We start from the raw sequence: 13204 nt of genomic DNA, 5'->3' as shown, positions 1-13204 counted from the left end.
GAGCTCACTTTGGAGCGCAGTCGGGGCCCAGGCAGTCCTTGAAGGTCACGCAACTCGTGCCCGCGCCACAGTCTAGCGGAATGCTCTGGGCGCCCATGCACAGGACACACTTCGAGACGGCCTCGACGCTCGGGTTTTTGCACAGCTCGTCGCACGGGGTCTCACAGGGCGATCCGGCGTCGCAGACGCCCTGTGCGTCGGCGGCGGCGTGGATCGGGGCCAAGTCGCCCTCGACGAGGCTCGCGCAGCAGACCGTGAGGACGTTGCAGACTCCGGCGCAGCCGGCATCGGAGGTGCCGCCGCCGGAACCCGGTCCTCCGGCGGCGCCGCCGCTCGGTGCTCCACCACTCGGAGCACCGCCGCTCGGTGCTCCACCACTCGGAGCACCGCCGCTCGGTGCTCCACCACTCGGAGCACCGCCGCTCCCGGAGCTCGCGCCCGACCCGGCGCTGCCGCCCTTGGCGTTGGGACCTTCGTTGGTGCTCGTGGAGCTGCACGCCAGGAACCCGGACGCCAGGCAGGTGACGACGACCGCTCGACGAAATGCGCTCACGGCTCGTGAGGGTACCAAGGCCACGGCATGTGCGCACGTCCCGAGGACGTAGTCGTGCTACCTTGGGTTCCCCCGGGGTGCACCATGAGATTGCTCGCGCTCGTCCTTCCCTTGTGTCTGTCCGGCGTTGCTTGCAGCAGTGAGACCACGGTGCAGGGCAGCGGTGGGAGCAGCGGGAGCGGGGCCACCGCGGGGGCCGGTGGCGGCGGAGGAAGTGGCGGAAGCGCAGGCGCCGACGCGAGCAGTGGCGGTGCGGCGGGCTCGGGGGGCTCGACCCCGACCGGCGGAACGGGCGGAGGCGGAGCCGGCGGCAGCGGAGGCGGGCCGGGATGCGACGCCGGTCCGGTGCCTTGTGACGTGGAAGTGGTCGCGAAGGGACTCACGAAGCCGTTCGGGCTGATCGCGCACGACGCGAACGTGTACTTCACGACCTTCGACAACCCAGGGCAGGTGCTGAGCTGTCCGAAGACGGGTTGCACCGGTGCCCCCACCCCGCTCGCGTCGAATCAGAACCTGCCGCGCCGGTTCGCGCGAAGTGGTGCCAAGCTGTTCTGGACGAACAACGCCGTGAACACCTCGGGCTCCGTGATGACCTGTGGTCTGCCGTGCGGGAGCCCGACGCCGATCGCGACGGGGCAGAACGCGCCGGATCACGTGGCGGCCAGCCCGACGCACGTCTTCTACACGGACGCCACCAATGCCATCCGCCGCTGCGAGCACTCCGGTGCGAACTGCGTGCTGATGATCACGGCCCAAGGTGCGGTCGGAGGGCTGGCCTACTCGAGCGTGACGGGCTCCGTGTACTGGAGCGTCCCGTCGCAGGGCTACATCAAGTCGTGCAATGCTACGGACTGCGCGGCCGGGCAGCCCAACCTGATCCAGGGTAACCCCAACGTGGCGTCCATCACCACCAATCCGGCAGCGGACACGATGTTCTCGGTGCACGACCTGAACCCGAGCCCGTTGAAGAAGTGCGCTCTCAGCGGCTGCTCCATGATCCCCACGGACCTCACGCCGAATACCTTCTTGAGCTCTCCAGTTGGCATCGCGGCCGACGATCTGACAGTGTTCGTCCTCGAGAGCACGAATCGTGTGAGTCGTTGCGCGATGGCCGGATGCGCGCAGCCCACCGTGTTGGCGAATGCCGCCGGCACCCCGGGCACGATCGTGGTGGACGACAGCCACGTCTACTGGACTGCGACCATCGGCGGAGCGGGCTACGTGCTGCGCCGGACCAAGACCTGAGGCGCGAACGCGTCGAACGCCGGCCCCCTCTCGGGAACCGGCGCTCGGCGCGCTCGGCGTGCTCGCTTCAGATCTTGCCGCAGAACTCCCCCAGGCCGGCGACGTTCACGCACGCCTCGGGGCCCGCGCTGGTCATCTTCACCGAGCCGCTCGCGATGGTGGTGCAGCTGCCGCCGGTCGCGCAGTACTGGCCGCTCGCGTCGCCGTGGAGCCCGCCGTTGCCGATCTTCACCGTGACCTGGCCCTTGAAGGTGCCGTAGTCGAAGTCGGGGACGATCACCTTCTTCTCGCAGGTCTTCACCTTCTGGCAACTGGCCGGCACCGAGCAGGTGTTGGCGACGTTGCAGGTCGCGGCCACCGTGCAGGTCTTGGCGGTCCAGCAGCTGGTCGCCACCTGGCAGGTCTTGGGGAAGCTGCACGAGCAGCTCTTGAACAGGCTGGAGACGCAGTCCCAGCCGCAGTGCGCCGCGTCCGAGAAGTAGTCCACGCCGCACTGGGTGGCCGAAGTGACGGTCTTGTAGCCGCAGATGGCGCCGCTGGTGACGTATTGGCTGCCGCAGACGGCCGCGTCGGTGACGGTCTTGGTGCCGCACAGCGCCGCGTCGGTCACGACCTTGGTGCCGCAGAGCGCGCCGTCCTTCACCGTCTGGTAGCCGCAGACGGCCGCGTCGGTGACGGTCTCGTAGCCGCAGACGGCCGCGTCGGTCACCCACTGCACGAGCTCCTTGCCGGCCACGATGGGGATCTCGACCTCCGCGTGGCCGGTCAGATCCACGCCGCTCTTGGTGATGCTGCCGCTCATCTCGATGAGCGAGACCGGGGTCGTCATCTTTCCGCTCACGAACATGCCGTTCTTGTCGAGCAACAGGTGCGCGTCGGCGCCCAGGTCGATGCTCTTGACCGCGAGCCGACCGTCCAGGGTGACGTACCAACCGTTCGGGTCTCCGTTGAAGTAGCCGACGGCGTCGAGGCTGCCGGAGAGGCCGACTAGCGGTGAGATGCTGGTGGTCGCCTTGCCCTTGATCAGCACGCCGTTCTCGTCGATGTCGAGGCTGGCGGTGGCCATCGCCAGGTCGTCGAGGTCGAGGCCGGTCCACTCGCCGAGCTTGCCGGCGTCGAGGCTCATGTCGCCCTGCGCCTTGAAGTAGCTCTCTTCGAGCTTGCTCGAGGCCAGGCCTGCCACCTTCAGCTCCGCGCTGTTCTTGATCGGGAGCTGGGCGAGCCAGCCGTTGCCCGCCGTGATCTTGCCGCTGTACATGGCCCAGGCGCCGTCCTGCCCCACGTGGGCGACGGTGGTGGCCTGCGCGATGGGGATCTCGAACGCGAGCAGCTTGGCGTCGATGCTGACGTCCACCTGGGAGTTCGAGCCGTAGTTGACTCCGTCGGTAGCGCCCTGGAACATGGTCTTTCCGTCGTCGTTCGGATCGAAGTCCACGACGGTGTTGCCGCCGATGGCGAGGGGGATCTTGGCGAAGTTCAGGTTCAGCTTGCCGCCGAGCCACATGTGGCCGTCGAAGCTGGCCTTCTGCGCGTCGAGGCCCCAGGTGTTCTCGGGCGTGAAGGGCAGGTGCCCGCCGATCGAGAAGCCGACGCTCGCCTCGTCCACCGGGCCCATCAGCCCGCCCAGCGAGGCGCGGAGGAAGAACGCCGGATCCGTGGGATCCAGCGTCATGGTCGCGCTCTGGTTCACGGCCGTCGAGACGCTCAGCGAGCCGATCTTCGCGTCGAGGCCAGCGGAGAAGGTGAAGTAGAAGTACTTCCGGTCGTCCTTCAGCGGAGCGTCCACGTTCTCGATGTCCTTGCCGAGCTCCCAGCCGACGGAGCAGTAGACCAGGTCGCCCAGCTCGACGCCGCTCATGAAGCCCAGGTTGGGGAACGGCAGGCGGGCGGTCCCTTCGAAGCTCTGGAGGCCTTCGCCCTTCGTCGAGTCGTACTTCAGCATCAGCTTGCCCTCGGCCAGCGTGACGCTCTGGTTGCCGGGGACCTCGATCATCACCGAACCACTGAGCTCGAAACCGTTCTCGAGCTTCTTGACGTTCTTTGCCAACGTGCGCAGCACCGCGGGCACCTTGCCTTTGGGGTCGAGCACGAAGGTGGCGAAGCCGTTGTCTGCGACGGCGCCGTCCTTGGCTTCCGTCCAGTCCTTGGCGGCCGCACCGTACTCGGCGGAGCTCGCCTCCTCCCCGGGCGCAGCGCCGCCGGATTTCTGCGAGTCCGAGCAGCCGTTGCCGTCCACCGCCTCGCCCGCGGGCGTGCCCGGGCACAGGTCCTGATCCGTGGGCAGGCCGTCGGCGTCGCCGTCCTGGCTCTCGGAGCAGCCGGCCTGATCGACCCACTTCGAGGTGCTGAGCTCCGGGCAGCGATCCTTCGCGGCGATGACGCCGTCGCCGTCGTGGTCCGAGCTCGGATCGACGGCGCCGGGCACGGGGTCGTTGCTGGCGCTGCCGCCGGCGCAGCCGGTGACGAGAGCAGCCATCAGGATCAAGGAGGTGTAGGTGACGGGGCGGACCATGTTCGTTCGTGTTCTCCTGTTCGGGTTCGTGGCTCCCTTCAGCACGCCCCGTGCCAGCCACGAACCCGCAGGAATCACGCTGGATGGGCCCCAACGTGCAAGCGCGTGCACCCGGCCCTGGGCAGGCCTTTGCGCCGAGTGCAAAGGCTTGCACCGCCCGTGGTAGCTTCGGCGCATGACGGCGCGCCGGGTGACGCTGGGCCTGTTGACGGTTGGGGTGGCGGTCCTCTTGGCCGCCTGCGGCAGCGATGACGACGGCGGCGGCAGCTCCGCCGCGCAGAGCGACTTCCTTTCCCGCTGCAAGGTCGCTACCGACGCGGCCTGTCAGAAGGGCTTCGACTGCCAGAACTTCTTCGTCACCTCGAAGTACAACAGCGTGGCGCACTGCCAGCACGACGTACACCAGGGCTACATCGACGCGGCCGGGCAGATGAGCGGGCAGCAGCTGACGAGCTGCGCTTCGGCCTGCGATCTGATGAAGTCCGACATCGACGCGCTGACCTGCGACAAATTCACCGACGCGGTCTTCAACACCTACAAGTGTTGATCACCGGCCGAACAGCACGTCGGACATCGAGATCGCGGGGAGGTCCACGCGCTCCCCGACCCCGGGTGGCGTGAACCGCACGTAGCGACTGCCGCGCCACGTGATGAACACGTGACTCTCGGACTCGAGCGGCGCGTCGAGCTCGACGCGCAGCACCTTGGGATTCCCGGCGGGCGTGAGCTCGCCGACGGTGACGGTGACCGCGCCGAGCCTCGGGCCCTCGCCGACCCGCCAGGGGATCTCGGGGGCGCGGAACAGCGTGTCCAAGGCTCCGTCGAAGAAGCCGTCTCGCGCCTCGAGCACGAGCGTGCGCTCGCTGGTGCGCGACACGACCAAGGGGCTCCGGGAGACTCCCAGGCAACGCAGCCGCGCGGGCAAGGCGATCCCGAGTGAGGCGCCGTGCGCCAGGATCTGCGCGCACATCAGCCCGTCCGGGGCGTTCACCACGATCAGCGTCTTGCCCGGGAGATCGTGCGGCACCGCGCCGAACGAGCGCTCGCTGGCGGCGGCGAAGACGCGCATCGAGCCCGCCCGGGCTGGAAGCGAGAGCGGCGCCACGATCAGGTGCACCGCCACGAGGAACAGCGCCATGCGCCGCGAGACCGGGCGTCCGGCGCGCCAGGCTGCCAGGGCCTGGGCGACCAGGCCTGCCCCGGCCAGGCTCGCCACCATCAGCAAGCGGTCATTCGGAAAGGTGGCGCAGCCCGGGAGCACGGCGAGGACCAACCAGAGCGCGTGGAAGCGCGCGACTTCATCGCGACGGACGAGCTGGAAGAGTCCGCGCCCGAGCACGAGGCAGCCGAGCGCAGAGAGCAGCGCGAGCGCGAGGCCGACCGGGCGCGCGACGAACGCCCAGAGATCCGAGCTCAGGCCGCCGAGCTGCGCGAAGAGCAGCAGCGGCAGGCGCTCGACGACCGCGACCGCGAAGGCGAGGGGCGAGTGCAGCGGATCGACGTACAGCCCCGAGCCGTGGGCGCCGTAGCCGAGGAGCGCGTGGGCGACGCGCCAGGCCGCGACCAACACCAGCGCCGGCAGCGCGGCGCCGAGACGCGCGCGGGTGCCCTTCTCGAACACCCAGGCGTGCGCGAGCACGCCGCCGAGCGCGCCGAGCGCGAGCTCGCCGCTGAGCAATCCCGCGCCAAGGGCGCCGAGGGAGAGCAGCGCTCCCGGACGCCAGCCGTCGCGACGCCAGCGATCGTGCGCCCACAGCGTCAGCGCGGCGAAGCAGGTGGCGACGAGCGCGTTGCGGTTCGCGATCCAGCCAGTGGGGAGGCCGTGCCCGTCGTCGACGGCGAAGAGCAGCGTGGCCAACGCCGCGACCCAAGGTACGGCGTGCAGGCGGCGGAACAACGCACCCGCGGCGAGCACCAGCGCGCCGAGCCACGCGAGCGAGTGCGCGTGCATCAGCGCCGGGCGATCGGGCCAGAGCGTGAAGTCCAGCTGGTGCAGCGCCGAGGCCACGGGGCGCCAGAAGGCGACCTTCAAGTCCGGTGGCGCCCACCAGGGTGCGATGCCGAGCTCGAGCCAGCGCGCGAACAGCGCCGGGTCCCCAGAGTAGAAGCGGAACAGGTCCCACTTCGTCGCGAGCGACAGCTCGGGCGGGTTCAACCCCAGGCTGGTCGCGCGCAGGAAGTGATCGTCCGCGACGAAGCCCACGCCGAGGGCCGGCAGGGAGAGCCCGATGCCGAGCGCGGCGGCGCGCCAGGAGAGGCGCGGGCTCCCGAGCCAGCGCTCGAAGCGGGCCCACAGGCTCAACTCGGCCGGATCTTCCCCGCGATGTTCGCCAGCCAGTCGGTGCCCGCGCGCTCCAGGTGGTCGAAGCTCGCGTCGTCGCCGTACGCCACCGCGGACCACATCGCGCGCGAGAGGTTGACCAGACCGCCGATACGGGCCGAGCGCGTCGTGCTCTGAAGGGCGATCGCGGCTTGCTCCGTCTGCGCCAGCGCGGCCATCAGCGTGGCGCGCGGTCCCGACGCCAGGAACAAGCTGCACCATGCCTCCCAGTCGTCCTGGTATGCCTCGGGAGTGGTCGCGCCCAGGCCGAGCTTGTCCGCGAGGTTCGTCAGGTAGTGCCACTTTGGCGCCGGGTCGCTCGGGTCGTAGGCGTCGCCGGAGGCCAGCCACACGTCCACGCCGCTCTCGATCGCCGACGGCTCGAGCTTCGCCGCGGCATCGGGCGAGTGCGCCTTCAACGCCTCGGCGACGCCCGTGGGCGCTCTCTGTCGAGCGCCGTCGTGAATGGCTTGGGCCAGCCAGATCCGTGCCTGGCGCTCGGGCTCCCAGCCCAGGAGCGCGAGCCAGAGCTTCTCGGAGCCGGCCTTGGCGAAGCGCTCGGCGGCCGTCTGCTTGCGGAGCGCGTCCCGGCTCGGAACGGCTCGGGTCGTCACGGTTTGGGCCGGTGCCTGCGCGCGCCTGAGCTTCCTCTTGTTCGACACGGGGCGATTCTACACGAGCGGTCCGCCCGAGCGCCCAGTCCCGCTCGGTAGTTCTTCATCCGCGGGCCGCGGACTCCGTTGGATGAAACCGGACCGCGCCGGGTAGGCTTTGGCGGTCGGTCGGCACCGAGGTCGGCGAGACTATGGTGCGTTCGAGCCCGTTCGGTAGTTGGACCCGGAGCCCCGCGAGCACCCCGTATTGTCGCCAAAGGGTCGCAAGACCCCGGAGCACGCCTAGTAGTCGGGCCGGACAGAGGTTGAGAAGCGACGCGTTCTCGAAGAGTTGAGGACGGTCACGGGTACGGCGCGCGAGCAGGCGCAAATTCGCACTCGAGGTCAGGACGGGCCGGCGCTGGAGGTCGGGGCGTGGCTCTCGGGTGGCGCCGGGCGTTGGTGAAGCGCTGGCGGCGTCGGCGCAGTGGTCGAGCGCACGACGCAGAGCTCGATGACCGCGAGTGCGGCACTGCGTGCAGCTGCCTGGAGGGAGCGCCATCGGACTCGAGCTCGACGCGCAGCTTCCGGACCCACGGCGCTGCCGCTGACAAAGACCACCAAGGGCATCCCGTGCACGCCCGTTTGTTTGCGGGCGTGCGAGCAGCGTTTCAGCGTACGGTGACCTGAAGGAAAGAGCATCGAGACGTCGATTTCTCTTGACGCATTCTCGAGCGACGCGCGTTCGCGTTCGACGACCACGCGGGTGAGGGCCTCTCGCTCGCGCGTGGTGACGCGCTCGTGCGCGTTCGTGCGCGCGACGACGCGCGACGCGTTCAGATGCCCGAAACGCGCTCAGCGTGTCAGCAGCGAGCTCGAAAAATCGCGTGATATGCCAGAAAGCATGAACGCTCTCTCTTCGGTCTCCGACCACGAGCTCCGCGAGCGACTTTCGGCCGCCGTGAGCTCGGAGCGGTCGGCGTGCGCCAACGTCATCTTCCACCTGGCAGAGCTCGACCGCCGCAGGCTGTGTTGTTCCCGTTCCACGCCACACCACCGACAGCGATTCCGCGACTGCGGCAGACCGGAAGCGAGTTCCTCCGGCTCGGCCGGACTGTCTATTTCGATGCGTGTTCCTCCCTCTTCGCCTACTGCACCGAGCGCCTCGGCTATTCCGAGGACAGCGCGACCAAGCGTGTGCGTGTGGCCCGCCTGGCCCAGCAGTTCCCCCAGGTGCTCGATGACCTCGCCAGCGGCGAGCTCCACCTGACGGGGCTGTTCCTGCTCTCCGGCCACCTGACGGACGACAACGCCGAGCAGCTCCTCGCCGAGGCGCGAGGGAAGTCCAAGCGACAGCTCGAGGAGCTGCTCGCCCGCTGGTTCCCGCGGCCGGCCGTGCCGCCGACCATCACCCCGGTCACGCCCGAGCCGGTACAAGGGCAGTTGTCCACATGGTCCGGGGCAGGTACCCCGGCCCCGCCGGCCCAGGCGCCTCGCCCTCGCGTCGAGCCGCTCTCGCCGGAGAGCGTTCGCGTGGAATTCAGCGCCCACGCTGCGTTCCGCGACAAGCTCGAGCAGGCCCGGGCGCTGCTCAGCCACACGGTGCCCAGCGGCGACCTCGCGACGATCCTCGAGCGCGCGCTGGACCTGCTCATCGAGCGGGAGACGAAGCGCCGCGCCGGCGCGGGCAAGCCCCGCAAGCGCCGCGAGACGAAGCCGGGCTCGCGGCACGTTCCGGTGGAAGTCCAGCGAGCGGTCAGGGAGCGGGACGGCGACCAGTGCACCTTCACCGACGCCGAAGGGCGGCGGTGTTCGGCGACGCGCTTCTTGACCATCGAGCACATCGACCCGTTCGCGAAGGGCGGGCCCACGACGGTGGACAACTGCTGCTTGCTTTGCAGACCTCACAACGCCCACCGAGCGCGCCAGGTCTTCGGTGAGGACCACATCCAGAACGAGATCTCGGAGGCGCGAGCGAGGCGAAGACAGAGCACGCCACCGGCGCCACCAGCGCCGACGCCCGCGCCCGAGGGCGGCGTGTCCGAAAAGGTGCTCGGAGCGCTGGTTCGGATGGGGTTCAAGCGAGCGGACGCGCGGCGAGCCGTCGAGCAAGCGCGCCTCTGCGAGGTGGAGCCGCTGCTCGAGCCGATGCTTCGCGCGACGCTCGCCATTCTCACACCGTGAGACGGTTCGGGCACACCCCACGTCGAATGGGGTGTGCACGGATTGCCCTTGGTGGTCATTGTCAGCGGCAGCGCCGTGGGCACGCATGCGGACGAAGGAAAGGAGCTCATCTGTGCCTCGAACAGGTCGCACTCAACGCAGAGTCATCGGCATGCTCGTCAAACGCTTCGGCGACGCGCGCCTCGACGAGGTCCGCGACCCGCGCAACCCACGCGGGCGTCGCTGGGATCTCGGCAGTTTGCTCGCCAGCGCGCTGCTCGGGATGGTGGCCGGGAGCAGGAGCCTGCGCGAGGTCGAGCAGCTGACCGCGGAGCTCACGCCCGCGGTGCGCGCGAAGCTCGGAATCGCACGTCGTGTTCCGGACACTACGTTGCGCGACGCGCTCGCGGCGCTCGAGCCCGACGACGTCCGCCCGGCCCTGCACGCTGCGACTCGCGCCGCCCAGCGCCGCAAGGCGCTCGAGCCCAACGGCTCACCCTTCGGCGTCGTCTCGCTCGACGGCAAGGCGACCCGTGTGCCTGCCGCCGACGACTTCTTCGCCCAGCGTCAGACGGCGCCGGCCGAGGCGCGCCTGCTCGGCCTGGTCAGGACCGTCACGGCCACGCTGACCAGCTCCACCGAGCGACCCGTCATCGATGTCGTCCCGATCCCGGCCAGCACCAACGAGATGGGCATGTTTCAGCGCTGTCTCTGCGCCTTGATGCGGACCTACGCGCGCAGCGACCTGTTTCGCCTCGTCACCTACGACGCCGGCGCGTGCTCCAGAGAGAACGCTCGGGCGGTGCGCGACCTCGGCCTTCACTACCTGTTCGCCGTCAAGAGCACCCAACCCTCCCTCCACACCGAGGCCGTGCGCTGGCTGTGTGGCCTGGAGCCTGACCAGGCCGCCGCCTCCAGCACGGATCTCCACCACGGTCGCTCCGTCGTGCGGCGCATCTACCTCGGTGAAGCCCTTGCCGCGCCGGAAGGTTGGGAGCATCTCAGGACCGTGCTCCGCGTCGAGGTCGAGACGCTCGATTCCAAGGGCGTCCGGGTCGCGAGCGACAACCGCTACTTCGTTTCCAGCTTGCCGCGCTCTCGACTCAGCGAGGTCCAATGGCTGCTCGTCGTGCGCCGCCACTGGGGCGTCGAGACTGCCCATCAGCTTCTCGATGGCGCCTTCGCCGAGGACCATCATCCGTGGATCGAACAGAACCCGCGAGCCACGGTCGTCGTGATGGTGCTGCGGCGCATCGCATACACGCTGCTCGCGCTCTGGCGCGGGGTGACTTTGCGCAGCGACGAACAGCGTAGGCGGCCCTGGCGCGACCTGATGCGCGACATCTGGCTCTGCACAGTCAAGGCCACCGCAGAGACCCCTCGAAACTCGAGTGACCGCCGGCTCCCGCCGGCGCCTGCGTGAGCGCTGCCAAGGCCTTCGCGCCGACCTGCTCTTTGACAGACTTCGCCTCTATCATTGCCCTCGGGCTCCTGCCCCCGTAGCGGCTCGATTGCGCTTGCTCCTGTGCGGCCCAGGCTCCTCTCTACCGCCCCGTCCCGGGTCACCACTTCCCAGCCGGTGGTGGCGACCCAGTTCGACTCGCGGAGAACCGATCGAGACTGCCCGAGCGCCCTCGGTCGTTGCTGCCGCGCTCGCGCCCCGCTAAAGCTGGCGGGAAGGAGAAGCGCGATGCTCAAGGTCGAAGACATCATGACCAAGAACGTGATGACGGTCGCTCCGGGCACGAAGCTCGACGATCTGGCCTGGGGGCTGACGCAGAAGGGCGTGAGCGGCGCTCCCGTACAGGACGCGGGCGGTCACATCCTGGGGCTCGTGACCAAGAGCGATCTCGCGGACCCCGCCCGCCCCAACAAGCTCCACGGGGCGACCGCCGAGGACGTGATGAGCCCGTTCGTCTTCGCAGTGAACGCCGGCGACCCGGTGCTCGACGCGGCCAAGCGCATGGTCGAGACGGGCAGCCATCGGCTGGTCGTGGTGAACGCGGAGGGGCACCTGGCGGGTATCGTCTCGACCATGGACGTGGTGCGCGCGCTGGTCTCGGGCAAGCTCGGCGGGTGAGACCATGAGCCCGAACGACAAGTCGGATCGCGATGCCATCCTGGCGCGCCGCCGCCTGTTCGTGGCTTCGGCGATGGCTAGCATCGCCGTCACTCAGACCAGGTGCGACTCGCCGTTCCGCCCGTGCCTCGAGCCGGCGCTGCGCGCCGACGCCGAGCCCGTAGCGTGCCTGTCGGTGCCGCCCAACATGCACGACGCGTCCGTGTCGATCGTCACGGACGCGGGCGCGGACGCAGACGCGGCGCCGATGCAGCCGTGCCTGAGCGTGGCGCAGCCGCCGCCGGACGCCGGCCGCGATGCAGCGACCAAGCCGCCCAGGCCGCCGCCGCCGCCACCCAAGGTGTGCCTCTCTCCGGTGCGGCCGCAGCCTTGCCTCAAGCCGTCGAGCGGCGGGCTCTAGAGCGCGTCCCTAGTTCGGTGTGCGACCGAGTGGCTCGATACGCGCCGCTCGGCGGTCAGCCGAGCCCTGGAACCACCTGAACGGTCTGGTCATGATCAGATCTCGATCCGCCACTGAGGCGAGAGTGCGAAAACCGGCCGAGACCGGCGCCGGCTGTTTCGACCGAACGGAAGTGTCGCGTGGCGTTTGCTGCCGCCAGCGGAGCGCGAACTAGCTCTAGTAGGTCACCACGGTCCGGATGGACTTTCCGGCGTGCATCAGGTCGAAGGCCTCGTTGATTCGCTCGAGGGGCAGGGTGTGGGTGATCAGGCTGTCGATGTCCAGCTTGCCGTCCATGTACCAGTCCACGATCTTGGGCACGTCGGTGCGACCGCGCGCGCCGCCGAACGCGCTGCCGCGCCAGACGCGCCCCGTGACCAGCTGGAACGGCCGGGTGGAGATCTCCGCGCCGGCCGGCGCCACGCCGATGATGATCGACTCGCCCCAGCCCTTGTGACAGCACTCCAGGGCCTGTCGCATCAGCGTCACGTCGCCCACGCACTCGAAGCTGTAGTCGGCGCCGCCTCCGGTGAGGCTCACCAGGTAGGCCACCAGATCGCCGCCGACCTCCTTGGGGTTCACGAAGTGCGTCATGCCGAACTTCTCGGCGATGGCCTTGCGCGCCGGGTTCACATCGACGCCCACGATCATGTCCGCGCCGACCAGGCGAGCGCCTTGCACCACGTTGAGCCCGATGCCGCCCAGACCGAACACCACGACCTTGGAGCCCGGCTCCACTTTGGCGGTGTGGATCACCGCCCCGACGCCGGTGGTGACTCCGCAGCCGATGTAGCAGACCTTCTCGAATGGCGCGTCCTTGCGGATCTTCGCCACGGCGATCTCGGGCAGCACGGTGTGGCTGGCGAAGGTGCTGGTGCCCATGTAGTGGAAGATCGGCTCGCCACCCGCCGAGAAGCGGCTGGTGCCGTCCGGCATCAGGCCCTTGCCTTGCGTGGCGCGAATGGCCTGACACAGGTTGGTCTTCGGGTTCAGGCAGTACTCGCACTGGCGGCACTCCGGCGTGTAGAGCGGGATGACGTGATCGCCGGGGACGACGCTGGTCACGCCGCGACCGACCTCGAGCACGACGCCCGCGCCTTCGTGACCCAGGATGCTCGGGAAGATGCCCTCCGAGTCCTTGCCGCTCAGCGTGTACTCGTCGGTGTGGCACACGCCGGTGGCGCGGAGCTCCACCAACACCTCGCCGTCCTTGGGTCCTTCGAGCCGCACGGTCTCGATGCTCAGGGGTTTGCCCGCCTCTCGGGCCACGGCAGCGCGAACGTCCATGGTTCTTCGTCT

Annotated in this window: 11 protein-coding genes; 6 read left to right on the top strand and 5 right to left on the bottom strand. The window is 69.3% G+C overall.

Annotated features, from left to right (window positions below; all coding sequences use genetic code 11):
- Positions 1-4: 4 nt before the first annotated feature.
- Positions 5-553: a hypothetical protein gene (locus HS104_29075; GenBank protein MBE7484007.1), complete on the bottom strand. Its 549-nt coding sequence runs from the start codon at positions 551-553 to the stop codon at positions 5-7.
- Between the two features lie 84 nt (positions 554-637).
- Between HS104_29075 and HS104_29070 the strand changes: the two genes are divergently transcribed.
- Positions 638-1798, top strand: a complete 1161-nt coding sequence (locus tag HS104_29070; protein MBE7484006.1) for a hypothetical protein — start codon at positions 638-640, stop codon at positions 1796-1798.
- Positions 1799-1865: 67 nt separating this feature from the next.
- On the opposite strand, the gene HS104_29065 is transcribed toward HS104_29070, so the two are convergent.
- On the bottom strand, positions 1866-4310 hold the full coding sequence (locus HS104_29065) for a hypothetical protein (protein ID MBE7484005.1): 2445 nt from the start codon (positions 4308-4310) through the stop codon (positions 1866-1868).
- A 175-nt stretch (positions 4311-4485) separates the two neighbouring features.
- Here HS104_29065 and HS104_29060 point away from each other — a divergent pair, with 175 nt between their 5' ends.
- Positions 4486-4857 carry a hypothetical protein gene (locus tag HS104_29060; GenBank protein MBE7484004.1) on the top strand — a complete coding sequence of 124 codons (372 nt, stop codon included), beginning with the start codon at positions 4486-4488 and terminating at the stop codon, positions 4855-4857.
- On the opposite strand, the gene HS104_29055 is transcribed toward HS104_29060, so the two are convergent.
- Both HS104_29055 and HS104_29050 read right to left on the bottom strand, forming a co-directional pair.
- Complete coding sequence (locus tag HS104_29055; GenBank protein MBE7484003.1) at positions 4858-6612, bottom strand: hypothetical protein; 1755 nt, start codon at positions 6610-6612, stop codon at positions 4858-4860.
- On the bottom strand, positions 6609-7292 hold the full coding sequence (locus HS104_29050; GenBank protein ID MBE7484002.1) for a hypothetical protein: 684 nt from the start codon (positions 7290-7292) through the stop codon (positions 6609-6611). The genes HS104_29055 and HS104_29050 overlap by 4 nt, the downstream gene beginning before the upstream one ends.
- 963 nt (positions 7293-8255) lie before the next feature.
- Between HS104_29050 and HS104_29045 the strand changes: the two genes are divergently transcribed.
- The 4 genes from HS104_29045 to HS104_29030 all read left to right on the top strand — a co-directional run bounded on the left by HS104_29045 (position 8256) and on the right by HS104_29030 (position 11866).
- Entirely contained in the window at positions 8256-9407 is a 1152-nt protein-coding gene (locus HS104_29045) for an HNH endonuclease (GenBank protein MBE7484001.1), read from the top strand.
- A gap of 151 nt (positions 9408-9558) precedes the next feature.
- Entirely contained in the window at positions 9559-10809 is a 1251-nt protein-coding gene (locus HS104_29040) for an ISAs1 family transposase (GenBank protein ID MBE7484000.1), read from the top strand.
- Positions 10810-11076: 267 nt separating this feature from the next.
- Entirely contained in the window at positions 11077-11466 is a 390-nt protein-coding gene (locus HS104_29035; protein MBE7483999.1) for a CBS domain-containing protein, read from the top strand.
- 4 nt (positions 11467-11470) lie between these two features.
- On the top strand, positions 11471-11866 hold the full coding sequence (locus HS104_29030; protein ID MBE7483998.1) for a hypothetical protein: 396 nt from the start codon (positions 11471-11473) through the stop codon (positions 11864-11866).
- 216 nt (positions 11867-12082) lie between these two features.
- Here HS104_29030 and HS104_29025 read toward each other — a convergent pair whose 3' ends face one another.
- Positions 12083-13192 carry an S-(hydroxymethyl)glutathione dehydrogenase/class III alcohol dehydrogenase gene (locus tag HS104_29025; GenBank protein ID MBE7483997.1) on the bottom strand — a complete coding sequence of 370 codons (1110 nt, stop codon included), beginning with the start codon at positions 13190-13192 and terminating at the stop codon, positions 12083-12085.
- Positions 13193-13204 lie beyond the last annotated feature (12 nt).

Source organism: Polyangiaceae bacterium, assembly GCA_015075635.1.
Classification (GTDB): Bacteria; Myxococcota_A; Polyangia; order Polyangiales; family Polyangiaceae; genus JADJKB01.
This window is presented reverse-complemented; position numbering and strand designations above follow the sequence as displayed.